The 25633-nt window shown below is 74.1% G+C and carries 21 protein-coding genes; 11 read left to right on the forward strand and 10 right to left on the reverse strand.

Annotation, left to right across the window (positions count from 1 at the left end):
- The 6 genes from CHR28_RS32875 to CHR28_RS32900 form a co-directional block, all read right to left on the reverse strand.
- The coding region (locus CHR28_RS32875) for a phytoene/squalene synthase family protein (RefSeq protein WP_107473152.1) at window positions 1-958 on the reverse strand (958 nt) is incomplete at its 3' end.
- Window positions 945-2561, reverse strand: coding sequence for a phytoene desaturase (locus CHR28_RS32880; RefSeq protein ID WP_094057385.1), 1617 nt, complete (start codon window positions 2559-2561; stop codon window positions 945-947). The genes CHR28_RS32875 and CHR28_RS32880, both read right to left, overlap by 14 nt.
- Window positions 2558-3820: a polyprenyl synthetase family protein gene (locus tag CHR28_RS32885; protein WP_094057386.1), complete on the reverse strand. Its 1263-nt coding sequence runs from the start codon at window positions 3818-3820 to the stop codon at window positions 2558-2560. Before CHR28_RS32885 ends, CHR28_RS32880 begins: the two co-directional genes overlap by 4 nt.
- A gap of 78 nt (window positions 3821-3898) precedes the next feature.
- Window positions 3899-5272, reverse strand: a complete 1374-nt coding sequence (locus CHR28_RS32890) for a cryptochrome/photolyase family protein (RefSeq protein WP_094057387.1) — start codon at window positions 5270-5272, stop codon at window positions 3899-3901.
- Window positions 5269-6795, reverse strand: coding sequence for an SDR family oxidoreductase (locus CHR28_RS32895; protein WP_094057388.1), 1527 nt, complete (start codon window positions 6793-6795; stop codon window positions 5269-5271). Before CHR28_RS32895 ends, CHR28_RS32890 begins: the two co-directional genes overlap by 4 nt.
- A gap of 99 nt (window positions 6796-6894) precedes the next feature.
- Complete coding sequence (locus CHR28_RS32900; protein ID WP_094057447.1) at window positions 6895-9015, reverse strand: MMPL family transporter; 2121 nt, start codon at window positions 9013-9015, stop codon at window positions 6895-6897.
- Between the two features lie 73 nt (window positions 9016-9088).
- Here CHR28_RS32900 and CHR28_RS32905 point away from each other — a divergent pair, with 73 nt between their 5' ends.
- On the forward strand, window positions 9089-9598 hold the full coding sequence (locus CHR28_RS32905; protein ID WP_179272637.1) for a MarR family winged helix-turn-helix transcriptional regulator: 510 nt from the start codon (window positions 9089-9091) through the stop codon (window positions 9596-9598).
- Between the two features lie 58 nt (window positions 9599-9656).
- The gene (locus tag CHR28_RS32910) at window positions 9657-10229 is read left to right on the forward strand and encodes a DUF4383 domain-containing protein (RefSeq protein ID WP_094057389.1); all 573 of its coding nucleotides are present in this window, start codon (window positions 9657-9659) and stop codon (window positions 10227-10229) included.
- A gap of 118 nt (window positions 10230-10347) precedes the next feature.
- Here CHR28_RS32910 and CHR28_RS32915 read toward each other — a convergent pair whose 3' ends face one another.
- Window positions 10348-11928 carry a S8 family peptidase gene (locus CHR28_RS32915; protein ID WP_094057390.1) on the reverse strand — a complete coding sequence of 527 codons (1581 nt, stop codon included), beginning with the start codon at window positions 11926-11928 and terminating at the stop codon, window positions 10348-10350.
- Window positions 11929-12108: 180 nt separating this feature from the next.
- Complete coding sequence (locus tag CHR28_RS32920; RefSeq protein WP_094057391.1) at window positions 12109-12939, reverse strand: oxidoreductase; 831 nt, start codon at window positions 12937-12939, stop codon at window positions 12109-12111.
- Between the two features lie 87 nt (window positions 12940-13026).
- Between CHR28_RS32920 and CHR28_RS32925 the strand changes: the two genes are divergently transcribed.
- From CHR28_RS32925 to CHR28_RS32965, 9 genes are all read left to right on the forward strand, one after another.
- The gene (locus tag CHR28_RS32925; RefSeq protein WP_094057392.1) at window positions 13027-13941 is read left to right on the forward strand and encodes a LysR family transcriptional regulator; all 915 of its coding nucleotides are present in this window, start codon (window positions 13027-13029) and stop codon (window positions 13939-13941) included.
- A 203-nt stretch (window positions 13942-14144) separates the two neighbouring features.
- Window positions 14145-15284 (forward strand): DUF4190 domain-containing protein, encoded by a 1140-nt coding sequence (locus CHR28_RS32930; RefSeq protein ID WP_094057393.1) that lies wholly within the window; start codon window positions 14145-14147, stop codon window positions 15282-15284.
- 147 nt (window positions 15285-15431) lie between these two features.
- Window positions 15432-16184 (forward strand): GntR family transcriptional regulator, encoded by a 753-nt coding sequence (locus tag CHR28_RS32935; protein WP_094057394.1) that lies wholly within the window; start codon window positions 15432-15434, stop codon window positions 16182-16184.
- A 341-nt stretch (window positions 16185-16525) separates the two neighbouring features.
- Window positions 16526-16717 (forward strand): SPOR domain-containing protein, encoded by a 192-nt coding sequence (locus tag CHR28_RS32940; RefSeq protein WP_094057395.1) that lies wholly within the window; start codon window positions 16526-16528, stop codon window positions 16715-16717.
- 73 nt (window positions 16718-16790) lie between these two features.
- A complete protein-coding gene (locus CHR28_RS32945) occupies window positions 16791-17225 on the forward strand; it encodes a (deoxy)nucleoside triphosphate pyrophosphohydrolase (RefSeq protein ID WP_094057396.1) in 435 nt (144 codons plus the stop codon).
- Between the two features lie 136 nt (window positions 17226-17361).
- Window positions 17362-17793, forward strand: coding sequence for an ATP-binding protein (locus tag CHR28_RS32950; protein ID WP_094057397.1), 432 nt, complete (start codon window positions 17362-17364; stop codon window positions 17791-17793).
- 252 nt (window positions 17794-18045) lie between these two features.
- Complete coding sequence (locus CHR28_RS32955) at window positions 18046-20682, forward strand: SpoIIE family protein phosphatase (protein ID WP_256984553.1); 2637 nt, start codon at window positions 18046-18048, stop codon at window positions 20680-20682.
- A gap of 129 nt (window positions 20683-20811) precedes the next feature.
- Window positions 20812-21918 (forward strand): glycosyl hydrolase family 18 protein, encoded by a 1107-nt coding sequence (locus CHR28_RS32960; protein WP_094057399.1) that lies wholly within the window; start codon window positions 20812-20814, stop codon window positions 21916-21918.
- On the forward strand, window positions 21915-22940 hold the full coding sequence (locus CHR28_RS32965) for a phosphotransferase family protein (protein WP_179272638.1): 1026 nt from the start codon (window positions 21915-21917) through the stop codon (window positions 22938-22940). The genes CHR28_RS32960 and CHR28_RS32965 overlap by 4 nt, the downstream gene beginning before the upstream one ends.
- Here CHR28_RS32965 and CHR28_RS32970 read toward each other — a convergent pair.
- Complete coding sequence (locus tag CHR28_RS32970) at window positions 22915-23691, reverse strand: succinate dehydrogenase/fumarate reductase iron-sulfur subunit (RefSeq protein WP_094057400.1); 777 nt, start codon at window positions 23689-23691, stop codon at window positions 22915-22917. The genes CHR28_RS32965 and CHR28_RS32970 overlap by 26 nt on opposite strands.
- Entirely contained in the window at window positions 23688-25628 is a 1941-nt protein-coding gene (locus CHR28_RS32975; RefSeq protein ID WP_094057401.1) for a fumarate reductase/succinate dehydrogenase flavoprotein subunit, read from the reverse strand. The genes CHR28_RS32970 and CHR28_RS32975 overlap by 4 nt, the downstream gene beginning before the upstream one ends.
- Between the last annotated feature and the right edge of the window lie 5 nt (window positions 25629-25633).

Consider the following 25633-nt stretch of genomic DNA (forward strand, 5'->3'; position numbering starts at 1 on the left):
GCGGCGCGGGCGCCGCGTGCGGCAGCCGGGCGCGCCACCGCGCGCCGGCCACCCGCAGGACCCCGGCGGCGGCGGTGGCCGCACGCCGCCGGCGGGGCACCACCGCGCGGCGGTGCAGCACCGTGTGGTCCTGCCGTGCGATCTCGTCCAGGATGCCGCCGTACAGGGTGAACGCGGCGCGGATGCAGGGCCGTACCCGCGGGTCGAGCATGGCGATGCCGGGCTCCGCCGTCCGGTACACCTCCCGGGTCAGGTCCTCGGCCGCGACGAAGGCCGCCCGGATCCGCGGATCGGTGCGCCCGGTGCGCCTGCTCCACTCCAGCAGCGCCCGGTCGACGCCGTGCGCGGCGAGCAGGTCGGCGGGCAGGTAGACGCGGCCCCGGTCGAGGTCCTCGCCCACGTCCCGCAGGAAGTTGGTGAGCTGGAACGCCACGCCGAGGGCCGCCGCGTGCGGTGCGGCCTCCTCGCGCGGGACGACCGTGCCGAGCACGGGCAGCATCTGCAGGCCGATCACCGCGGCCGAGCCGTGCATGTAGGCCCGCAGGTCGGCGTAGGTCGGGTAGTCCGTGACGGTCAGGTCGGCCCGCATCGAGGCCAGGAAGTCGGCGAACAGGGTGACGTCGATGGCGTACCGGTCGGCGGTGTCGGCCACGGCCCGCACGACCGGTTCGGTGCCGCCGCCGCTGCGCAGCGCGTGCGCGAGGTCGCCCTCCAGCCGCTTCAGCAGCAGGTCGCGTTCGCCGGGGTCGCGGTCGCGGTCCAGGTCGTCGACGATGTCGTCGGCCCAGCGGGCGAAGCCGTACAGCGCGTGCACGGCCGCGCGGCGCTCCAGCGGCAGCAGGCGCGTGGCCAGGAAGTAGGTCCGGCCGTGGCGGGCGTTGAGCCGCCGGCACCGGGCGTAGGCGGCGCGCAGGTCCGGGCCGGTGATCCCGGCGGCGTCCAGTTCACGACGGGTCATGGGCACCTGCGCTGGTCGGGGCGGTCGGGGTCGTCGGAGCCGTCGGAGCCGTCGTGGTCGTCGGGCGGGGGGCCGCGGCACGGGCCGGCCGGGACGTCCGGGGCGTCCGGGGGGTCCGTCCGGGGACGCCGGTGATGCGGGCGGCGGCGAGTTTGCCGCTGATCAGGACGGTCGGCACGCCCACGCCGGGCGTGGTCCCGCAGCCCGCCAGCACGACGTTGTCCAGCCCGCGCACGAGGTTGCGCGGCCGGAACGGGCCGGTCTGCGCGAAGGTGTGGGAGACGGAGAACGGCGTGCCCGCCGCGTGGCCCTGGGCCGTCCAGTCCAGCGGGGTCACCAGGGCCTCCTCCTGCACGCTGTCCGCGAACCCGTCGAGGCCACGCCGCTCCAGCTCGGCGACCAGGCTGTCGCGGTAGCGCGGGCCCAGCTCCCGCCAGGTGGTGGCGGAGGGGCCGACAGCCGTGTTCGGGCAGGGCGCCAGGACGTAGTGGAGGTGGCGGCCCGGCGGGGCCAGGGAGGCGTCGTGCGTCGTCGGGCGGGTGATCAGCAGCGACGGGTCGCTCATCAGCGTCCCCGTGCGGGTCAGTTCGTCGAAGGTCCGCTCCCAGGCGGCGCCGAAGGAGAGCGTGTGGTGGGCGAGGTGGGGCCAGGTCCGGTCGGTGCCCGCGTGCAGGATCACCGCGGACGGCGAGTGCCGCAGCGGGACCGGGCGCACCGGCGCGCGGCCCAGAAGCCGGTGCGCGGTGGACAGTTCGCAGGTGAGCACCACGGCGTCGCACGCGATGCGCTCACCCGAGGCGAGGCGCACGGCCCGCACCCGGCCCGCCGTCCGTTCCAGCCCGCTCACCTCGGACGACCAGCGCAGCTCGGCACCGGCGTCGGACGCCGCGTCGGCCATGGCCCGGGGCAGCGCGTGCATGCCGCCCTTGGGGAACCAGACGCCGGCCACGGTGTCCATGTAGGCGATCACCGCGTAGGCCGCCAGTGCCCGGGCCGGGGCGACCCCGGCGTACAGGGCCTGGAAGGAGAAGACCCGGCGCAGCCGGTCGTCGGAGAGGAAGCGGCCGATCCGGCCGTCCAGCCGCCCGAAGCCGCCGAGCGCGGCCAGCCGGGCGAGGTCCGGGTGCGCGAGCTGGAACGGCGAGTCGAAGTTGGTGTCGATGAACCGGCGCATCTGGGCCCGGTAGAGCCGCTCCAGCCAGTGCCGCAGCCGGCGGTAGCCCGCGGCCTCGGCCGGTCCGGCGAAGCGGCGCACCTCGGCCTCCATGGCGTCGCCGTCGGTGTGGACGTCCAGCGAGGTCCCGTCGGCGAAGCCGGCGCGGTAGGCCGGGTGCAGGGGGACCAGCTCGACGCGGCGGGCGAGGCTGTCGCCGACGGCCGCGAACGCCTCGTCGGCCAGGTGCGGCATCGTCAGCACGGTGGGCCCGGTGTCCACCAGGTAGTCGCCGAGCCGCAGCCGTCCGGCCCGGCCGCCGGGGCCGGGGTCCCGTTCGACGAGGGTGACCTTGCGGCCGGCACCCAGCAGGTGCAGGGCGCAGGCCAGTCCGGACAGCCCCGCACCCACCACGACGACGTGGTCGGTCGGCCCCGTCACCGTTCTCATACGAGCTCCTCGGCGGGGCGCGGGGCGACGCCCGCGGCCCGCTCCACCAGGGCGGCGAACTCCCGCCGTACGTCGGGTCCCGCGCCGGTCGCCTCGAAGTGCCGCAGGGCGGCGGCCGCCAGTTCCGCGGTCCGGGCCTCCACCTCGGCCCGGGCGCCCGTTCGCTCCAGCGCCGCCCGCATGCGTTCCACGGTGTGCTCCGGGCGGGTGTGGCCGCCCGGGGCGAGCACGTCGCAGGCCTCGCGGTCGCCGGAGGCCCGGGCGAGGCGGACGGCGGCGGCGAGCAGCGGGGTGAGTTTGCGGGAGCGCAGGTCGTCCTCGGCCGGTTTCCCGGTCAGGGCCGGGTCACCGAAGGCGCCGAGGAGATCGTCGCGCAACTGGAAGGCCAGGCCGGCGCAGTGGCCGGCGGCCCGCAGCGCCTCCGTCGTGCGGGGGTCGGCGCCGGCCAGGGCCGCGCCCAGGGCGAGGGGCCGGGCGACCGTGTAGCGGGCGCTCTTGAGGGCGGCGATGGTCAGCGCCTCCTCGTCGCCGGACGCGCCGCTCGCCTGGGCGTGCAGGTCGCGGTACTGCCCGGCGACCATCTCGGTGCGCATCGCCCGCCACTCGTGGTGCAGCCGGGCGCCCTGCGGCGACCCGAGCGCCGTCTCCGTCAGCAGGTCGTCCGCCCAGGCGAGCGCCAGATCACCCGCGAGCACGGCGGACGAGATGCCGAACGACTCGGCGGACACCGCGCCCGGCGTGCCGAACGACTCGGCGGACACCGCGCCCGGCGTGCCGAACGACTCCGCGGACACCGCGCCCGTCGTGCCGAACGACTCGGCGGACACCGCGCCCGTCGTGCCGAACGACTCGGCGGGCCCGGCCGGGTGCCTCCCGGCGAGTTCCACGTGGAGTGCCGGGCCGCCCCGGCGCAGGGGCGAGGCGTCCATCACGTCGTCGTGGATGAGGGCGCAGCCCTGGAGCAGTTCGAGGGCCGCTCCCGTGCGCAGCACGGCCGTGGCGTCGCCCGAGCCGCCCGCGGCCCGCCAGCCGCACCAGGCGAACGCCGTCCGCAGCCGCTTGCCTCCCCGCAGGACGAACGCGGCGACGCGCTCGGCCAGGTCGGCGGCGTACACCGCGTCGATGCCGCGGGACTGCCGCAGCCGCGCGTCGAGCACCTGCTCCAGGACGGTCTCCACGGCGCTCGTGGCCCAGGGAGCGGTCAGCGTCGCGTCGTCTCCTTCCGCCGGTCCGGCCACCGTCGGCCGCGGTCCAAGCATGCGCAACCCCTTCTCGTCCGATCATCCGCACATCAGTGCTTCCGGCGGCAGCCGTGCCGTGGATGCGCCGGCCGGTTCTCATCCGCGCTCACGGGCCTGCCGGAAGCGGGCCAGCCCGTCCGCGAGGCCGACGAGCGGCTCCGGGTACCCCAGAACGGCGCGCCGCTCCGCCGGGAGCCGCCAGGGCTCGTGCACCGTCTCCGCGCCGACGCCGGCCAGTTCGGGCACCCAGCGCCGTACGTACGTGCCGTCCGGGTCGTAACGCCTGCCCTGGCGCACCGGGTTGAGGACCCGGTGCGGGCGGGAGTCGGTGCCGGTGCCGGCGACCCACTGCCAGTTCAGCTGGTTGTTGACGATGTCGCCGTCCACCAGCAGGTCGAGGAAGTGCCGGGCGCCGATCCGCCAGTCCACGTACAGCGTCTTGGTCAGGAAGCTCGCCACGACCAGCCGGGCCCGGTTGTGCATCCAGCCCTCGGTGCGCAGCTGCCGCAGGCCCGCGTCGACCAGGGGATAGCCCGTACGGCCCTCCCGCCAGGCGGCGATGTCCCCGGCCGCCTCCTCGGCGCCGCGCCACCGGTCGTGCCGGGTGCGGTAGTCCCGGACCGACGCCTCGGGCCGGGCGGCGAGGACCTGGTGGTGGAAGTCGCGCCAGCACAACTGGCGTTCGAACGCCTCGGCCCCGGCGCCGCCCCGCTCTCGGGCCCGGTGGATCAGCTCCACCGGCGACAGCGCCCCGAAGTGCAGGTACGGGGACAGGCGTGAGGTCGCGTCACCGGCCAGGTCGTCGTGGTGTTCCTCGTAGCGGGACAGGTCCGCCCGGGCCCACCGCGCGAACCGCGCCCGTCCCGCCGTCTCCCCGCCCTCGGCGAGCTGCGGCGACAGGCCCGGCATGCCCGCGCGGGACGGCGGCTCCTCGCCGCGCACGGCGTCGGGGACGCGCACGGCGCGCGGCGCGGGCAGAGGGCCGCGCAGCGACTGCCCGGACCAGCGGCGGAAGTAGGGGGTGAACACGGCGAAGTGGTCGGAGCCCGCCGGGGCGACGGCGCCCGGCGCCACGGCGGTCACCACCGCGTCGTGCACGCGCAGCCGCACCCCGTCGGCGCCCAGGGCCCGGCGCAGCCGCTCCTCGCGGCGGTGGGCGTAGCCGGTGACGCCCGCGGCCATGTGCACCTCCGTGGCGCCGCAGTCGGCGGCGACCGCGCGGACCTCCCGGGCGACCGGACCCGAGCGCACGACCAGCCGCCCGCCGCGGCGGCGCAGCGAGGAGTCCAGGTCGGCCAGGCAGTCGGCGAGGAAGGCGGCACGGTTCGGCGCGTCGAAGCCGGCCGCGTGGACGGCGGGGTCGCGGACGAACAGCGGCACCACCTCGTCCGCCGCCCGCAGCGCGGCGTGCAGCGGCGGGTGGTCGTGCAGGCGCAGGTCCGCGGTGAACAGGACGACCGCGACGGTCATGACGTCACTCCCGGGGTGGATGTCCGACGCTTCCCCGTGCCGTCCGCCGCAGCCCGGGCGATGTTGCGGGCCATGCCGCCGAAGACGACGGAGTGGAACGGGGCGACGCTCCACCAGTAGGCGTGGCCCAGCAGCCCGCGCGGATGGAACAGGGCGCGCTGGCGGTAGACGGTGCCGCCCCGGTCGTCGGTCTCGGTGTACATCTCCAGCCAGGCCAGGCCCGGCAGCCGCATCTCGGCGCGCAGCCGCAGCAGCCGGCCCGGCTCGATCTCCTCCACCCGCCAGAAGTCCAGCGAGTCGCCGACCCGCAGGCGCTCGGTGTCGCGCCGGCCCCGGCGCAGCCCGACCCCGCCGGCGAACCGGTCGAGCCAGCCGCGGACCGCCCAGGCCAGCGGGGAGGAGTACCAGCCGTTGTCGCCGCCGATGCCCTCGACGACCTTCCACAGCGCCGCCGGCGACGCGTCGACCGGCCGCTGCCGCTCGTCCTCGTAGAGGCTGCCGCCCGCCCAGTCCGGGTCGGTGGGCAGCGGGTCGCTGGGGGCGCCGGGCACCGAGGCGGAGGACCAGCGGGTGGCGACCTGCGCCTCGCGCACCCTGCGCAGGGCCAGGGCCAGCGCCTCGTCGAACGGCAGCGGCCGGCCCGGGAGGTCGGGGACGTACCGGGCGATGTCGTGCTCGTGGCAGACCACTTCGTGGCGCAGGGACTCGGTCAGCGGCCGGGCGAGGGAGGCGGGCACCGGGGTGACCAGGCCGACCCAGTGGCTGGACAGCCGGGGGGTCAGGACCGGGACCGGCACGATGAACCGTCGTCGCAGCCCGGCCACGGCGGCGTACCGCAGCATCATGTCCCGGTAGGTGAGGACGTCGGGCCCGCCGATGTCGAACGCCCGGTCGACGTCGTCCGGCATGGTCGCGGAGCCGACGAGGTAGCGCAGCACGTCCCGTACGCCGATGGGCTGGGTGCGGGTGTGCACCCAGCTGGGGGTGACCATGACGGGCAGGCGCTCGGTGAGGTAGCGCAGCATCTCGAAGGACGCCGAGCCCGAGCCGATGACGACGGCCGCCCGCAGCACCGTCGCGGGCACGGGGGAGGCGAGGAAGATCTCCCCGACCTCCGCCCGCGACCGCAGGTGCGGCGAGAGCGACTCCTCGGGCACGTTCCGGGGCGTGAGCCCGCCGAGGTAGACGATCCGCCGTACGCCGGCCGTGTGGGCCTGCTCGGCGAAGATCCGGGCGGCCTCCCGGTCGGTGTCCTCGAACCGGGAGCCGCTGCCGAGGGCGTGCACCAGGTAGTAGGCGACGTCGACGCCGCGCATCGCGGCGGCGACCGACGCCGGGTCCGTGACGTCGCCCCGGACCGTCTCGGCGTGCGGTGCCCAGGGGTGGTCGCGGAGCTTGTCCGGCGAGCGGGCCAGGCACCGGACGCGGTGCCCGGCCTGGAGCAGCTCCGGCACCAGGCGCCCGCCGACGTACCCGGACGCCCCGGTGACCAGACAGTGCAGCCCCTGTCCGTCCTGCGTCATGCTCCGCCTCCCGTCTCCGGCCGCGATCACGGCCCGCCCCTACAGGAGACTTCGCGAGCCGCCCCCGCGGCGGATGCACGGCACCGTGCCCGCGGCCGTTCAGCCGGACGGAGCATCGGCCCCGGCCGGCCGCCGCACCGGCGCGCCCCGGCCCGCCAGGACGCTCGGCCACCACGCCCGCGGCCCGATGTCGATCACCAGCGCGGGCACCAGCAGCGACCGCACCACGAGCGTGTCCAGCAGCACCCCGAAGGCGACGATGAACGCGATCTGCACCAGGAACGCCAGGGGAATCACCATCAGGGCCGCGAACGTCGCGGCGAGCACCACGCCCGCCGAGGTGATCACACCGCCGGTGGTGGTCAGCCCGCGCAGCACGCCCCGCCGGTTGCCGTGCGTGAGCGCCTCCTCCCGCACCCGGGACATCAGGAAGATGTTGTAGTCGACGCCCAGCGCCACCAGGAACACGAAGCCGTACAGCGGCACCGACGCGTCCGTGCCGCTGAAGCCGAGCAGGTGCTCGAAGACGAGCGCCGAGACGCCGAGCGTCGCGAGGAAGTTGAGCCCCACGGTCGCCACCAGCAGCACCGGCACGAGCAGGGAGCGCAGCAGCGCCGTCAGGATCAGCAGGATGACGGCGAGCACGACCGGCACGATGACCGTCCGGTCCCGGGCGGCGGTCCGCTGGGTGTCGTACTGCTGTGCGGTGTAGCCGCCGACCAGCGCGTCGGCCCCGGGGACCGCGTGCACCCGGGTGCGCAGCCGCTCGATCGTGGCCTTGGCCGCGTCGCTGTCGGCGGCGGCCTTCAGGGTGGCGTCGATGCGCACCCGCCCGTCCACCACGAGCGGCTCGCCGCCCCCGGGCCGGCCCGAGGCGGAGACGGCACCGGCCGAGGCCACGCCGTCGGTGCTCCGGGCGGCGGCCGTCACCTCGGCGGTGCGGTCGGCGTCGGCGATGATGACGGCCGGGTTGCCGGAGCCGCCGGGGAAGTGCTCCCCGAGGGTGCGCTGCGCGGCGACGGAGGGCGCGTCGTTGACGAAGATCTCGTCGAGCGGCACGCCCCGGGAGGACAGCGAGGGCGCGAAGGCCGCGCAGGCGGTCAGCACGAGCGCCGTGACGACCCAGGTCCGCCGCGGCCGGCCGTCCACCGTCGCCGCGACCCGCCGCCACACCCCGCTGCCCTCGGTGGACTCCCGCGGCGGCTTCGGCCTGGACGGCCAGTACGCCGTGCGGCCCAGCAGCGCCAGCGCGGCGGGCAGGAAGGTCAGGGTGGTGAGCACCGCGCAGGCGATGCCGATGGCGCCGACCGGCCCGAGGGCGCGGTTGTTGGTGAGGTCGCTCGCGAGCAGGGCGAGCAGCCCGAGTGCCACGGTCGCGGCGCTGGCGGTGATCGCCCCGGAGGACCGGCGCACCGCGGCCCGCGCCGCCTTGAAGCGGTCCCCGCGCACGGCGAGTTCCTCCCGGAAGCGCGCGGCCAGCAGCAGGGCGTAGTCGGTGGCGGCGCCGATCACCAGGATGGACAGGATGCCCTGCACCTGCCCGTCGACCCGGACCACGTCCCGCTCGGCCAGCGCGTAGACGACCGCACAGGCCAGGCCCAGGGCGAAGACTGACCCCAGGATGATCAGGAACGGCAGCAGCACGCTGCGGTAGACGAGCAGCAGGATCAGCAGCACGGCGCCGAGGGCCACGCCCAGCAGCAGTCCGTCGATGCCCGCGAAGGCGTCCGACAGGTCGGCCTGGCCGGCCGCCGGCCCGGCGAGCTGCGCCGTGGTGCCCGGCACGTCCCGGGCCGCCTCGCGCACGGCGTCGAGGACGGCGGGCAGTTCGTCGCCCAGGTCGGGCTCCAGCTGGACGACGGCCTGCAGCGCCTCACGGTCGTCGGAGAGCAGGGCCGGGGAGGGGCGGCCCACCACCCCGGGCTCTCCGGCGAGCGCGGCGACGGCCCGGGTCGCCTCGGCCTGCCGGTCCGCCGTGAGCCGCTGTCCGTCCGCCGTCCACACCACGACGGCCGGGACGGTCTCGGCCTGGTCGAACGCCGCGCGGGCGTCGAGCACCCGGGTGGACTCGGCGCTGCGCGGCAGGAAGGCCGCCTGGTCGTTGGTGGCCACCTCGCCGAGCCTGCCCGCGTAGGGGCCGAGCGTGCCGCCCACCCCCAGCCAGACGAGCAGCAGAACGAGCGGGACGAGCCACCTGGCCCGTCGCGGAGCGGTACTCATGCGCATCCCCAGCCTAGAGAAAATAACTCACCTATAAAGTATCTCAATCATTGAGAGATACTAGGGTGGGGGCATGAGCGGTTCCGGCGTGCCCACGGCATCTCTTCCGGCGGACGACCCCATCGGGTTGCAGGCCTTCGCCGTTCTGCTGCGCCGGATGAACAGCGAGTTCAACCGCATCGCGCAGGAGTTCGCCCAGGCGCACGGCCTGCACCTGACCGACATGCAGGCGCTGATCGCGATCCTCGACGCCGACGCGGATCCCGAGGCGGAGGGCGAGCCCATGACGCCCGGGCGGCTGCGCAAGCAGCTCAACCTCACCTCCGGCGCCGTGACCGCCTGCCTCGACCGGCTGGAACGGGCGGGGCACATCCGCCGGGTCCGGGACGCCGGCGACCGCCGTGTGGTCCATCTGCACTACGCGGACGCGGCCCGGGGCCTGGCCAGGGACTACTTCCGGCCGCTGGCCCGCGGCACCGAGGCAGCCCGCGGCCGGTTCAGCGCCGAGGAGCTGACGGTGGTCGTCCGGTTCCTGGCCGAGATGAACGCGGAACTCGCCCTGCTGCGCCGCGGCGCCGACTGAGGACCCGGGGCCAGCGCATCACCGCATCCACCACCGGCGAAAGTGGGGAAAAGCGGGCATGAAGCTACGAGACGAACTTCCGGTCGACCACCACCTGGCGACCGTCTACCGGTACGGCGCCGGATTCTGCGGCCTGGTGCTGCTGCTGTTCGCGGCCCTCGGCTTCGCCGACGCCCTCAGCCCCTTCGACACCGCCGGGGACACGATCGCCGGCATGACCACCAACGTGGCCCTGAGCGTCATCTCGACCGTGGTCGGACTGGCGCTGCTCGTGGGCGCCGCCATCGGCGGGAACGTCGCCTCCACGCTCAACATGACCATCGGCACGCTGTTCGTCCTGAGCGGCTTCGCGCACGTCTTCGTCCTGGACCGCCCGGCGAACATCCTCGACTTCGGCATGACCAACGTGATCTTCAGCTTCGTCATGGGGCTGCTCATCGCGACCTTCGGCATGTACGGCCGGGTCTCCAGCAAGCTCTCGCACGACAACCCCTACTGGCGGCGCAGGCACCCCGAGCAGGCGGCCCGGGAGCGGGAGGCGGCCGCCGCCCCGGCCGGACCGCCCGAGGCACGCGCGCTGTCCGCGCGGAAGGACACCGAGGACGCGGACCGGCGGCGGGTCCTGGACTGACACCCGCACGCCGGCCGGACGAGCAGGGGCCGGGCCGCCGACGGCCCGGCCCCCACGCCCCGTCGGAACCGGAACGTCAGAACCGGAACGTCAGAACCGGAACGTCAGGACTGGAGCGTCAGAACTGGAGCGCCCAGGCGTCGATCCGCCCGGTGTCGAAGTTCGCGTTGTCGCTGACGCGGAGCTTCCACGTGCCGTTCGCGGTCTCCGAGGAGGCGTTCACGGTGTACGTGGTGTCGATGTTGTCGGCGCTGCCGCCGGTGCCGTAGCCCTTCAGCGTGTAGGCCGTGCCGTCGGGGGCGATCAGCTGGACCTGGAGGTCACCGATGTAGGTGTGGACGATGTGCACCTCGACGGCGAGGGCCGCGGGCGCGTTGCCGGACACGCCGGAGACCGTCACCGGGGACTCGGCGGTGGCGTTGTCCGCGATGGCCTGGTCGGCGGTGTTCTCGAAGCGCGGTCCGGGCGGGGTGGTCGTGCCGCCGCCCACGTACAGCAGCCGGTTGGGCGAACCGGTGCCGGGGCTGGTGACGACGCCGGTGGTGGCGGCGGCGGTCAGCGCGGCGGAGACCTGCGCGGGCGTGGCCGTGGGGTTGGCGGCCAGGTGCAGGGCGGCGGCCCCGGCGACGTGCGGACTCGCCATCGACGTACCGGAGATGGTGTTGGTCGCCGAGTCGCCCGTGCTCCACGCCGAGGTGATCGACGAGCCGGGCGCGAACAGGTCGAGCACGGAACCGTAGTTGGAGTAGCTCGCCTTGGCGTCGGTCGACGTGGTGGCGCCGACCGTGACGGCCTCGGTGACCCGTGCGGGGGACCGGGTGGAGGCGTTGGTGGACTCGTTGCCGGCCGCGACCACGAAGGTGACGCCGGAGGTGATGGCGTTGCGCACGGCCGTGTCGATGGCCGTGTCGCCCGGGCCGCCCAGGGACATGTTCGCCACGGCCGGCTTGACCGCGTTCCGCGCGACCCAGTCGATGCCGGCGACCACCTGCGCGGTGGTGCCCTGGCCGGAGTTGTTCAGCACCCGCACGCCGACGACCTTGGCCTTCTTGGCGACGCCGTAGGCGTTCCCGGCGACCGTGCCGGCGACGTGCGTGCCGTGTCCGTGGCCGTCCTGGGCGGTGTTGTCGTTGTCGACGGCGTCGTAGCCGTAGGAGGCCCGGCCGCCGAAGTCGCCGTGCGTGATGCGGACGCCGGTGTCGATGACGTACGCCGTGACGCCCTGGCCCGCCGAGTCGGGGTAGGTGTACGAGCTGTTGAGCGGCAGGCTCTTCTGGTCGATGCGGTCCAGGCCCCAGGAGGGCGGGCTGGGCTGCGTCGCGGTGATGGAGAACGTCCGGTTCTGCACGACGGACGCGACGGCCGGGTCGGCGGCGAGACGTTTCGCCTCGGACGCGGAGGCCTCGACCTCGTAGCCGTTGAGGGCCTTGGTGTAGGTCCGCTCGATGGCGGCGCCGTACTTCCGCGCGAGGGCGCGGCCCGCGGCGGAACCGGCCTTCTCGGTCTTCAGCGTGACGATGTAGCTGTCGGCGACGGCGTTCGCGGCGCCCTCGTACTGCACGCGTCCCTCGGCGGCGACCGGGGCCGCGCCGGCGGGGAGGGCGGAGACCAGGCTCGCGACGAGCGCCGCGGTGGCCGTCGCGCCGAGCGCGGCCAGTCTTCGCCGGGTGGATCGGTGGGGAGTACGCATCACTGCCATCTGAGGGGTCCTCCTCATCGGTGGTGCGCTGTGGGGTGTGGTGCACGCCCGTTGGAGCACCCGGGAGTCATGGTCATGTCAACCAAGGGGTGACTCCTGTGCGTCAGCCGAAAGATTGAGGCCTCCACAGGAATTGCACAAGGGCCCTGCACCGACCCGCAGGACCCTCATGACGAACCGTCAGTCCCCGAACGCCGTCCTCCGGCTCCGCTTCTCCCAGGCCAGCACCTCGTCCCGCACCCGGTCCAGATGCCCGAGCACCGCGCTGACACCGTCGTCGCCGAGCGGCAGACGCAGGGGCGTGGGATCGGCCTCCAGCGCGGCGAGGATCAGGGCGGCGGCCCTGGCCGGGTCGCCGGGCTGGGTGCCGTCCCCGCCGGAGACGAGGCCGCGCGTCTCGCTCACCCTGCCGTACACGCCGCTGTCCGCGCTGACGCCGGCCCGTCCCGTCGCGAACAGGCCGGTGCGGAAGGCGCCCGGCTCGACCACCAGCACCTTGATCCCGAACTCGGCGACCTCGTCCGCGAGTCCCTCCGACAGGCCCTCCAGGGCGAACTTCGTCGCGCTGTACGCCGAGAAGCCCGCGAAGGACAGCTGCCCGCCCATGCTGCTCATCTGCACGATCGCGCCGGAGCGCCGCTCGCGCATGTGCGGCAGCACGGCCCGGGTCAGGGCGGCCGGGCCGAAGACGTGCACCTCGAACAGCGCCCGCAACTCCGCCTCGGTGGTCTCCTCGAACGCCCCGACGTGGGTCCGGCCCGCGTTGTTGACCAGGACGTCGATCCGCCCGTGCCGTGCCACGACGTCCCGTACGGCGGCCTCCGCGGCGGAGGTGTCGGCCACGTCCAGGCGCAGCGCCTCCACCCGGTCGGGGTGGGCGGCGACCAGGTCGTCCAGCGCCTCGGGGCGCCGGGCCGCGCCGACCACGACGTCGCCCGCGGCCAGGGCGGCCTCGGCGATCGCCCGCCCGAACCCGCTGCTCGCGCCCGTGATGAGCCACACCCTGTCCATGACCGCTCCTCGTCTCCGTTTCCCGCGTTGCCCCAACCACCCTTCCTCGCACGGCGGTTGTCCGTCCAAGACATTCGGTGATAACCGATGGGCATGACGACGAAGGACGTCCATGTGCGGGACCTGCGCTACTTCGTGGCGGTGGCCGAGGAGCTGCACTTCACCCGCGCCGCCGAGCGGCTGCATGTCTCCCAGCCCGCCCTCAGCAAGCAGATCCGCGCCCTGGAACGGCAGATGCGGACCGAGCTGTTCCGCCGCGACCGGCACGGTGTCGCGCTCACCGACGCCGGCACGGCGCTGCTGCCGCACGCGCGCGAGGTCCTGGACGCCTGGCGGGAGGCGGCCGCAGCGGTGGACGCCGTCCGCCAGGCCAGGCGCCACGCGCTCGTCGTGGGCATGAGCACCAGCCCCGTCCGCGGCGGCCTGCTGCCCGCCGTCCGCTCCCGCTTCACGGCGGCCCATCCACAAGTGGCGCTCCGGCTCCGCCAGGTCACCTGGCAGGACCCGACCGCGGGTCTCGCCGACGGGTCCGCCGACGTCGCGTTCGTCTGGCTGCCGCTGCCCGCCCAGGACCGCTACGCCTGGACGGTCGTCGCCGAGGAACCGCTCAGGGTCGCCCTCCCCGACACCCACCCGCTCGCCGGCCGCTCCGGGGTCGACTTCGCGGACCTGCTCGACGAGCCGTTCCTCGCGCTGCCCGAGAGCACGGGCCCGCTGCGCGACTTCTGGCTCGCCCTGGACGCCCGCGGCGGCCGCCCGCCCCGCATCGGCGCCGAGATCGCGAGCACGGAGGAGACGTACGAGGCCCTGACCGCCGGACTCGGCGTCTGCCTCGTGGCGGCGGGCAACGTCCCCCTGCTCGGCATGGGCGGCGTGACGACCCTCCCGGTCCGGGGCCTGCCACCCGGCCGCTACGCCCTGGCCTGGCGCCGCGAGGACGCCGGCCGCCCCCTCGTCCGCTCCTACGCCCAGGCCTGCCGGCAGGCGACGCGACGACCGTGACCGCACAGGCCGGTTGCGGCCGGGGCCCGGCCGGCGAGGGGCCCGTGCTCTCGGCACGGCGGGTGTCCGACGGGTCGTCAGTCGGTTCGCCGCGCCCGCCGTTGTCCCGGCCGCCCGTGATTCCGCCCGCCGGCACCGCCGCTTACGATGCGCAGGCCGCACCGCCGAACCCCGCCCGCCGCCTCAGCAGGAGCACCGCAGCCGTGTCCATACCCCCGCCCCCCGGGCATCCGCAGCCGCAGGACCCGTACGGCCCGCCCCCTGCCGACCCGTCGCGCCTCCACGGTCCGTACGGCACCGCCGGGCGCCCGTACGGCACGCCGGTCTCCGTCAACGCCCTGGCGGTCGCCGCCCTCGTGCTCGGCGTGCTCTGCTTCATCCCCGCCCTCGGGCTGGTGCTGGGGCTGATCGCGCTGCGGCAGGTCAAGAGGTCCGGGCAGAGCGGGCGGGGCCTGGCGATCGCGGGCGTGGTCCTGTCGTCCGTCGGGGTCGTGCTGTGGGCGGTGGTGCTGTCCACGGGGGCCGCGTCCAAGGCGTGGGAGGGGTTCAAGGACGGCGCGCAGGGCAACGAGACCCTGCGGCTGGACAAGGGCGACTGCTTCGACGCGCCGGGCGGCCTGGAGGGCGACACCTACGACGTCGACCGGGTCTCCTGCACGGGCCGGCACGACGGCGAGGTCTTCGGGGTCGTCACGCTGCCGGGCGGCGCCTTCCCGGGCGACGCCGAGCTGACCGACCTCGCCGACGAGCGGTGTCTCGCGCTGCAGGACCAGTACGCCATGGACTCCTGGGCGATGCCCGCCGACGTCGACGTGTACTACCTGTTGCCCTCCAGGGCGAGCTGGCGCTTCGGCGACCGCGCGATCACCTGCCTCTTCGGCCACACCGAGGCCGGCTCCCAGCTGACCGGCTCGCTGCGCGGCGACCCCACCACGCTCGGCACCGACCAGGTCGTCTTCCTGTCCACGGCCAACGCCGTCGACGCGGCCCTCTACGAGGAGCCCGAGGACGCCCCCGAGGACGACCTCGCCGGCCACCGGGCCTGGGCCGCGCAGGTGCACGACGTGCTCGGCGAGCAGATCGAGGCCCTGCGCGGCCACTCGTGGCCCTCCGGTGCCCAAAAGCCCGTCGCCGCCCTGGTCGCGGACCTGGAGGACGCGCGCGAGGAGTGGGCCCGGGCGAGCGAGGCCGCCGACGCGGACACCTACTTCACGCACTACGACACGGCGTACGCCGCCGTCGACGGCCCGGCGACCGTCACGGCCCGCAAGGCCCTCGGTCTGGCCTCGACCCCGCCGGTCTACGACGAGGACGAGGGCGGTGGCTCCGAAGCGCAGGTGTGACAGCGCCCATAGCGGGGAGAAAGTGCCTGCGTAAAGCCCTCAGGGCCGCCATGTCATCACATCGAGTGATTCTCTGGCCTTTGCTTGCATGGCACAACCTACGGTTGCCACGCTGTTGCTGTCTGTACAACCTGATGGGAGCGGCCAGTGACATTCGGTGAGCAGCCGGCGTACTTGCGTGTCGCGGGTGATCTCCGCAGGAAGATCGTCGACGGCCGGCTCCCCCCGCACACCCGGCTCCCCTCCCAGGCCAGGATCCGCCAGGAGTACGGAGTCTCGGACACGGTCGCGCTGGAGGCCCGCAAGGTGCTGATGGCCGAGGGTCTGGTCGAGGGCCGCTCCGGCTCGGGGACGTACGTGCGCGAGCGGCCCGTGCCCCGGCGCATCTCCCGCTCCGGCTACCGCCCGACCGGCGGGGCGACGCCGTTCCGCCAGGAGCAGGCCGACGGCGAGGGGCGCGGCACCTGGGAGTCCAGCAGCGAGCAGTCCGAGGCGAGTGTCGCGGTCGCCGAGCGGCTGGGCATCGAGCCGGGCGACCGCGTGATGTGCACGAAGTATCTGTACCGCGAGAGCGGCGAGGCGATGATGCTCTCCACGTCCTGGGAGCCGCTCGCGGTGACGGGCCGCACGCCCGTGATGCTGCCGGAGGAGGGCCCGCTCGGCGGCATGGGGGTCGTCGAGCGCATGCGCGCGATCGACGTGATCGTGGACAACGTCACCGAGGAGGTCGGCGCCCGCCCCGGCCTCGCCGAGGAACTGCTCGTGCTGGGAGGCGTCCCCGGCCACGTGGTCCTGGTCATCCAGCGCACGTTCTACGCCTCGGGCCGCCCCGTCGAGACGGCCGACGTGGTCGTCCCGGCCGATCGGTACCGGGTCGCCTACCACCTTCCGGTCAAGTAGCGGACGCTCACATCCGCCCCGCGGCGCGCTCCCCGCGCGCCCCGCTCACCCGATGACCGTCACCGGCCCCGCCGCCCGGAGCGGTGCCCGACCCGGGGCCGGCCGTCGTCCGCGCAGGTCGACCGCCGTGTATGCGGTATGCCTGCGCCTTGGTGCGCCGAGGTGCGCGGACGGCGCGTTCGCCCGCGTGCGCCCCCTGTGTCCTGGCTGGTTGCGTACCTCTTGGTGAAAAGCCGTGTTCGCTCCGTGAAGGTTAGGCGTACGCTCGGGCATATGCGCATTGCGGTTTCCTTAGCGGGTGGGGCTCGGCACAGGCCGCGGGCGGGAAGTGGAGGGGCGCGATGAACGACAGCACGGTCACTCTTCCCTGGCTCGTGATACGTCAGGACGACAACGGCAATCGCTACCGCGTCGGGCGGTACGCGACCCGGGCCGAGGCCCAGAAGATCGCCGACAGCCTCGACGGCCGCGGCCACAAGCAGCTGTACTGGGTCGAGCGCCTGGGCCAGAGCGGGCCGGCCATGCGCGACTGACCCGGTGCGGTTGCGCACCGCACCGCGGCGCCTGCCGGGGCGGCGGTTCGCCGCGCTCCCGTAGGCTCCCCGCATGACTGAGCACATCGTCGTCGTGGGTGCCGCGCTGATCGACGACGGGCGGCTGCTGGCCGCCCGGCGCAGCGCTCCCGCGGAGCTGGCCGGGCGCTGGGAGCTGCCCGGCGGCAAGGTGGAGCCCGGGGAGACGGCCGACGCGGCGCTCGTGCGCGAACTGCGCGAGGAACTCGGCGTCGACGCCGAACCCGGTGCCCGCGTCCCGGGCGAGTGGCCCCTGCGCCCGCCCTACGTCCTGCACGTGTGGACCGCGCGACTGCGGCCCGGCTCGCCCGCCCCCGAGCCCCTCCAGGACCACGACGGACTGCGCTGGCTCCGCCCCGCCGAGATCTGGGACGTCGACTGGCTCGACCAGGACGTCCCGGCCGTCCGGCAGACCCTCGCACAGCTCGGAGACCTCCGTACCGGTGTGTCCGAAGGCCCCGGCGCCTGAGGCTCACCGGGGGCGTGCGACGCGAGGCGGCTGCCGTACGGGCGCCCCGTACACCTTCCGTGCCACAGTGCGCCGCGCCGCGCGGTACTCCGCCCTGGATATCGGGTATGTGCCCATTAACCCCACGAAACCGGACATGGGTGGGCCTGCTGGCTGGGAAGTGATCGGCGTGATCGACACCGAGGGTGACTGCGCCGAGTGGACCTTCCCCGGCGAGCCGGACGCCGTGCGCACCGCCCGCCAGGCCGTCCGCCGCCGGCTGCACGGCTGGGACCTGGACAGCCTGGCCGACCTCACGGCCCTGCTCGTCAGCGAGTTGGTCACCAACGCCCTGCGGCACGCCACCGGCCCCATCGGTGTCCGTCTGGTCCGTCCTTCCGGCCTGGACGGCGTCCTGCGGGTCGAGGTCTCCGACCCGCTGCCGGACCCGCCCCGCGAGCGGGCCGCCCGGCCCGAGGACGAAAGCGGCCGTGGACTGCAATTGGTGGCTTCGGCGTCCCGTCGCTGGGGCACCCGGCCGGGCGGTGCGGGCAAGACCGTGTGGTTCGAACTCACGGTGCCGGAGTGAAAAAACGGTGTACGTACCCGGTAATGCTGTAGAGCGATTGGTTCAGGCCAGTGGCGGTTGCCGGCCGACGGGGTTCGACGACGTGTCCCCTGGTTAGAAGACTGGAAGTGTTGTCACGGTCCGGACCGAAAACCATCGGGACCGTGCTGTGATCGTGAACACCGTGTTGTGCGGCACCGTAGTGCTGGATACTGCGGGCAGCCGCCCCTGGTGACCGGTGCCGGGCGCGGTGAGCTGGAGGGGACGGTTCGCGTGAGCGAGATACCAGCGAAGGCCACGGAGTCCGAGGACCCGTCGGAGGGCGCGAGGGCGAGGGCCGCGGACGGCCCGGCCTCCGCGGTCTCAGGCGCGCTCGCGGCCGAGGGCGTGCTCCCCGGGGACGCCATGTGGCAGAGCAGTCCCCCCGGATCCATCTACGACTACATCAAGGTCGCGTCCTTCTCCATCGGCCCCGACGGGCTGGTCGACCAGTGGAGCCTGCGCGCCGAGCAGCTCTTCGGCATCCCCGCCGCACGCGCCGTCGGCATGGACCCCATCGAGGCGTTCATCGACCCGCGCGACCGCGAGCGCGGCATGCGCAAGATGGCCGAGATCCTCGACGGCCGCGAGTGGACCGGCGTGGTGCCCTTCCGGATGCCGAAGGGCGTGGAGGGGGAGTGCGGTCACGAGGGGCTCGCCGAGGTGTACGTCATGCCGACGCGCACCGAGGACGGCGAGAAGGCCGCGGTGTGCATCGTCGTCGACGTGCGCACGCTGCGCAGCATCGAGACCGACCTCGCCGCCTCGCAGGCCATTTTCAGTCAATCCCCCTTCGGCTTCCTGCTGATCGACCCCGACCTGCGGGTCCGCCGCGTCAACCAGCGCTTCGCGTCCATCTTCGGCGGGGCGCCCGACGACCACCGCGGCAAGGGCGTCCACGACTACCTGCAGCGCGGGGAGGCCGAACGGGTCGCCGCCACACTGCGCCGGGTGCTGGAGACCGGCAGCTCCATCACCGACATGCACGTCACGGGGTTCGTGCCGGGCTCCGACGAGCGCCGCCACTGGTCCGTCAACCTCTACCGCGTGCACAGCGGTTCGGGCCGCCCCATCGGCGTCGCCTGGCTCGGGATCGACATCACCGCCCGCCGCGCCGCCGCCCGCGAGGCCGCCGCCGCCCGGCGCAACCTGGCCCTGCTGAACGAGGCGGGTGCCCGCATCGGCAACTCCCTCGACCTGGAGACCACGGCCCGTCAGCTCCTCGACGTCGTCGTCCCCGGCTTCTGCGACCTGGCCACCGTCGACCTCTACCAGGGGCTGCTGGCCGGCGACGAGACCCCGCCCGGTCTCGCCGACGGCAGCGCCGAACTGCGCCGCGTGGCCTTCGCGAGCGCCGTGTCCGACGCGCCGTTCGCCGGTACGGGCGTACCCGTCTCGGTCGGCGCCGTCCACCACTACCCGTTCAACTCGCCCTGCGCGGACGCCCTGCGCACGGCCCGCCCGCAGATCGTGCCCCCCGAGGACGGCGGACTCGTGCAGTCCACGCTCGCCGTGCCGATGGTCGCCCACGACACCGTCGTCGGACTCGCGCAGTTCGCGCGGGCCAAGGGCAGCGAGCCCTTCGGCGACCGGGACCGGGACCTGGCCGTCGAACTCGCCGCGCGCGCCGCCGTCTGCATCGACAACGCCCGCCTCTACCGGCGCGAGCACGAACGCGCGTTGATACTGCAACGGTCCCTGCTCCCGCCCGGCGACCCGGAGGCCTCCGGCCTCGACATCGCCTGCCGCTATCTGCCCGGCAACGTCAACACCGGCCGGCCCAGCGAGGTCGGCGGCGACTGGTTCGACGTCATCGAACTGCCCGGGCACCGCACCGCGCTGGTCGTCGGCGACGTCATGGGCCGCGGACTGCGCGCCGCCGTCGCCATGGGCGAACTGCGCACCGCCGTACGGACCCTGGCCCAGCTCGACCTCGAACCGGCCGAGGTGCTCTCCCAGCTGGACGAGATCGCCCGCGGCCTCGGCGCCCCCGGGGGCGTGCAGCAGGCGACCCGGGCGGCCCGCCGCCCCAGGGAGGCGGACCTGTCGGAGGTCTACCTCGCCACCTGCGTCTACGCGGTCTACGACTCCGTCACCCGGCGCTGTACGTTCGCCAACGCGGGCCATCTGCCGCCCGTCCTGGTCGAACCGGGCGAGGCGGCCCTGATGCTGGACGTGCCGCCGGGCATGCCGCTCGGCGTGGGCGGCGAGCCCTTCGAGGAGGTCGAGGTCGAACTGCCCGAGGGCGCCCTGCTCGCGCTCTACACGGACGGCCTGGTCGAGAGCCGCGACCATCCCCTGGACGAGGGCCTCCAGGCCTTCGTCAGCGCCCTCGCCGATCCCACCCAGCCGCTGGAGGACGTCTGCGACCACGTCCTCAACACCCTCGACACCCATCACGGCGAGGACGACATCGCGCTGCTGATGGCACGTGTCCAGGGCCTGCCCACCGAGTCCGTCGGCGACTGGACCCTGCCCCGCGAACCGCGCAGCGTGGGCCGGGCCCGGGAGTACGCCCGCGCCCAGCTGCTCAGCTGGGACATGGAGCCCCTCGTCGACACCACGGAGCTGCTCGTCAGCGAACTGGTCACGAACGCCCTGCGCTACGGCGAGGGCGAGATCCGGCTCCGGCTGCTGCTGGACCGCACGCTGGTCTGCGAGGTGTGGGACTCGGGCCTGGTCCAGCCCCGCCGCCGCCGGGCCCGCGACACCGACGAGGGGGGCCGCGGCCTCCAGCTCGTCGGCCTGCTCAGCGCCGCCTGGGGCTCGCGCCGCACGCCCCGGGGCAAGACGGTCTGGTTCGAACTCCCGCTGCCGGACGGCGGCACCGGCCTGCCGGACCCGGCGGAGGCCCTGCTGAGCCTGTTCTGAACGAAACCGTCCGTCCCCCCCGGCCCGCACGTCGGACACCGGACCGTGGCCCCCTGCTGATCGCAACCGGACGCCCGCACCGATCGTCCTCCCCGGCGACACCGACCGCACCACCGGGAGGGAGACGGCATGGACCGCACGGAGGGCACCGCACCGGCCGAGACCCCCGCCGAGGACAAGGCCGGGGACGTTCCCGAGGACGCTCCCGCGCCCGGCAGCGCAGACGGCAAGCGGCTCCGGCGCCGGCTGCGGCGCACCGCGCTCGCCGTGGTCCTGGTCGTGCTGGTCCCCCTCCTGTCCGTGCTGACCGCCCTGCGCGTCAACTACGCGGGAGACCCGGCCGACGGCACCCACAGCCGCGGCCGCGACGCCCTCTGGCTCGGCCACGCCTGGGTGGACGGCCGCAAGAAGGACGCCGACGTCACCGCCCTGGCCCGCCGCCTGCGCGGCACCGGCATCCGTGACCTGTACGTCCACTCGGGCCCCCTGGAGCACGACGGCACGCTCCCGACATCGGCCCATCCCCGGGCCCGCTGGTTCCTCGACGCGGTGCACGAGCAACTCCCCGGCGTCCGCGTGCAGGCCTTCCTGGGCGACGTCCTCGCCTCCGAGAACAGCGAGGGCATGCTCCTGAACGACCCGGACACCCGCGCGGCCGTCGTCCGCTCGGCCCGCCAGGTCCTGGACACCGGCTACGAGGGCGTCCACCTCGACCTGGAGCCGATGCCGTCCGGCGACCGCGACTTCCTCACCCTGCTCGACGCCCTGCGCCGCGAGACCCGCTCGCGCGACGCCCGGCTCTCGGTCGCCGCCCACCAGATCGACCCGCTGCCGCACCTGCACTCCGTGTTCGGGCTGTTCACCGAGCACCCCAAGTGGTGGTCACAGGAGTTCTTCGGCCAGGTCGCCCGCCGCGTCGACCAGATCGCCGTGATGACGTACGACACCGCCCAGCCCCTGGAGAGCACCTACGGCGGTTACGTCGCCCAGCAGACCTCCCTCGCCCTGGAGGTCACCCCGCCCGCCACCGACCTGCTGATGGGCCTGCCCTTCTACTGGGAGAGCAACTTCGACCACTGGGGTCACGCCGAGACGGCTCCCGCCGCGATCCGGGGCGTCCGCCTGGGCCTGTCCCGCACGGACGCGGACCGGGGCAACTTCGGCGTGGCCCTGTACATCGACTTCACCGCGACGGAGGCCGACTGGCGCGCGTACAGGGAAGACTGGCTGCAATGACCCCGCCCTCGCGCCCCGACAGCCGCACGCCCCGCCCCCGACGCCCGCTCACCCGCACCGACCTGGTCCCCCTCGCCCGCGCGGCGTTCGGCCCCGGCCGCACGCTCGACGGTGTCCAACGCCTGCGCGGCGGCAGCAGGAAGGGTGTCTACCGCCTGACCCTCGACGACGGCTCCACGGCCGTCGCCCACGTCTGGTCGGCCGCCGAGGACTACTGGGACCAGCCGGCCCCCGACCCGCGCGACCCGTTCTCCCCGGGCACGGGCCTCGCCCTGTTCACGGCGGCCCACGACCGGCTGACCGAGGCCGGCGTCCGCACGCCCCGGCTGCGGTACGCCGACGCCACGCACCGGCACCTCCCGGCCGACGCCGCCGTGGTGGAGGACCTGACCGGCGGCAGCCTGGAGGACGCCCTGGCCCGTGACCCTGGCGCGGCGGGGCGGCTCATGGCCCGCACGGCGGAGCTGCTCGCCACGCTGCACTCCCGGACGGGCCCCCGCCTCGGCAAGGTCGCCGTGGTGGACGGCGGCGGTTCCTCCCACCCCGGCACCTGCGCGGAGCGCGTCGCCGAGGGCGCGCTGCGCTGCGTCGCGGACGCGGCCCGCCGCGAACCCCGGGTCGCCGCCGCCCGCCGGGAACTGGAGGACACCGTGCACGCCCTGGCCGCCGAGGTCCGCCCCCGCGACCGCCACACCCTCGTCCACGGCGAACTGGGCCCCGACCACGTCCTGCTGACCCGTGACGGACAGCCGGCCCTCATCGACATCGAGGGCCTGACGTACTGCGACGTCGAGCAGGAGCACGTCTTCCTGGAGCTCCGCTTCGGCCCCCACTACCAGGCCCTGCGCGTCCCCGGCCTGGACGAGGCGCGTCTGCGGCTGTACCGCCTGTCGATGCACCTCGGGCTCGTGTCGGGCCCGCTGACGCTCGCCGAGGGCGACTTCCCGCACCCCGAGCGGATGCGGGAGATCGCCGAGCACAATCTGCGGCAGGCGCTCAGCCTGCTGAGGAGCGCCTTCTGATCTTCGAACCCAGCCAGACCAGCGGGTCGTACTTGCGGTCGATCGCGCGTTCCTTCAAGGGGATCAGGGCGTTGTCCGTGATCTTAATGCCCTCGGGGCAGACCTCCGTGCAGCACTTGGTGATGTTGCAGTAGCCCAGGCCGTGTTCGTCCTGGGCGGTGCTCTTGCGGTCCAGGCCCGCCTCAGCCGCCGCGTCCAGCGGGTGCATGTCCAGCTCCGCGACCCGCATCAGGAACCGGGGCCCGGCGAACGCCTGCTTGTTCTCCTCGTGGTCGCGGACCACATGGCAGGTGTCCTGGCACAGGAAGCACTCGATGCACTTGCGGAACTCCTGGGGCCGGTCCACGTCCTCCTGCATCATGCGGTACTCGCCCGGGGCGACCCCGGCCGGTGGGACGAAGGCCGGGACCTCCCTGGCCTTCTGGTAGTTGAAGCCGACGTCCGTGACCAGATCGCGGATCACCGGGAAGGCGCGCAGCGGCGTGACCGTGATCGTCTCCGCCCGGTCGAACACCGACATGCGCGTCATGCACATCAGCCGCGGACGGCCGTTGATCTCCGCCGAGCACGAACCGCACTTGCCCGCCTTGCAGTTCCAGCGCACGGCGAGATCGGGCGCCTGGGTGGCCTGGAGCCGGTGGACGATGTCGAGCACCACCTCGCCCTCGTTGACCTCGACCTCGAAGTCCTCCAGGCCGCCGCCGCTCACGTCCCCGCGCCACACCTTGAAGTGGGCCGCATAGCCGCTCATTCGTACAGCTCCTCTTCGGCGAGGTACTTGACCAGCTCCTCCTTGTCGAACAGGGCGAGCAGGTCGGCACGGACGGGTTCGGTGGTCTCACGGGTGAGCGTGATCTGGCCGCGGACCGGGTCCGTCGCCGCCAGCCCGCCCGTCGGATCGGTCAGCGCGCACAGCAGGTTGATCCGCCGCCACTTGCGGTCCATCGACGGATGGTCCTCCCGCGTGTGCCCGCCGCGCGACTCGGTGCGCTCCAGCGCGGCCCGCGCCACGCACTCGCTGACCAGCAGCATGTTCCTCAGGTCCAGGGCGAGGTGCCAGCCCGGGTTGAACTGCCGGTGCCCCTCGACCCCGGCCCGCCGCGCCCGCACCCGCAGCTCGGCCAGCTTCTCCAGGGCCTGCTTCATCTCCGTCTCGCGGCGGATGATGCCGACCAGGTCGTTCATGGTCTGCTGCAGTTCCTGGTGCAGGGTGTACGGGTTCTCCGGCGGGCCCCCGGCCGGTTCCCCGGTCTCCGCCTCGGCGGAGAAGGGCCGCAGGGCCTCGGCGGCGGCCGCGTCGACCTGCACGTCGTCCACGGCCGGCCGTGCCCCGGCGAGTCCCGCCGCGTACTCGGCCGCGTGCCGGCCCGCCCGGCGCCCGAAGACCAGCAGGTCGGACAGGGAGTTGCCGCCGAGCCGGTTCGAGCCGTGCATGCCGCCGGCCACCTCACCGGCCGCGTACAGCCCGGGCACCCCGCGTGCCGCCGCCGTGTCGGACTCGACCGCGATCCCGCCCATCACGTAGTGACAGGTGGGCCCGACCTCCATCGCCTCGGCGGTGATGTCGACGTCCGCCAGCTCCTTGAACTGGTGGTACATCGACGGCAGCCGCCGCTTGACGACCTCGGCCGGCATCCGCGTCGACACGTCGAGGAACACGCCCCCGTGCGGGGAGCCGCGTCCCTCCTTCACCTCGGAGTTGATCGCCCGGGCGACCTCGTCGCGGGGGAGCAGTTCGGGGGGACGCCGGTTGTGGTCCGGGTCGTCGTACCAGCGGTCGGCCTCCTCCTCCGTCTCGGCGTACTTGTCCTTGAAGACGTCGGGGATGTAGTCGAACATGAACCGCTTGCCGTCGGAGTTGCGCAGCACCCCGCCGTCGCCGCGCACCGACTCGGTGACGAGGATGCCCTTCACCGACGGCGGCCAGACCATGCCGGTCGGGTGGAACTGCACGAACTCCATGTTCAGCAGGGGAGCGCCCGCGAGCAGGGCCAGCGCGTGGCCGTCGCCGGTGTACTCCCAGGAGTTCGACGTCACCTTGAAGGACTTGCCGATGCCGCCCGTGGCGACGACGACCGCCGGCGCCTCCAGGACGAAGAAGCGGCCGGACTCGCGCTCGTAGCCGAAGACGCCCGAGACGCGTCCGCCCTCCTTGAGCACCCGCGTGACCGTGCACTCCTGGAAGACCTTCAGCCGGGACTCGTAGTCACCGCTCTCGCGGAAGTCCTCCTGCTGCAGGGAGACGATCTTCTGCTGCAGGGTGCGGATCAGCTCCAGGCCCGTGCGGTCGCCGACGTGGGCGAGCCGCGGGTACTCGTGCCCGCCGAAGTTGCGCTGGGAGATCCGCCCGTCCTTGGTGCGGTCGAACAGCGCCCCCCAGGTCTCCAGCTCCCACACGCGCTGCGGCGCCTCCTGCGCGTGCAGCTCGGCCATCCGCCACTGGTTGAGGAACTTCCCGCCGCGCATGGTGTCGCGGAAGTGCACCTGCCAGCTGTCGTTCTCGTTGGCGTTGGCCATCGCCGCGGCGATGCCGCCCTCGGCCATCACCGTGTGCGCCTTGCCGAACAGCGACTTGCAGATCACGGCCGTACGCGCGCCCCGCTCGCGGGCCTCGATGGCGGCGCGCAGTCCCGCACCGCCCGCGCCCACCACGACGACGTCCCACTCCTGCCGGTCGACCACGGACATCAGAA

It is taken from the genome of Streptomyces sp. XY006, assembly GCF_002237655.1.
Classification (GTDB): domain Bacteria; phylum Actinomycetota; class Actinomycetes; order Streptomycetales; family Streptomycetaceae; genus Streptomyces; species Streptomyces levis.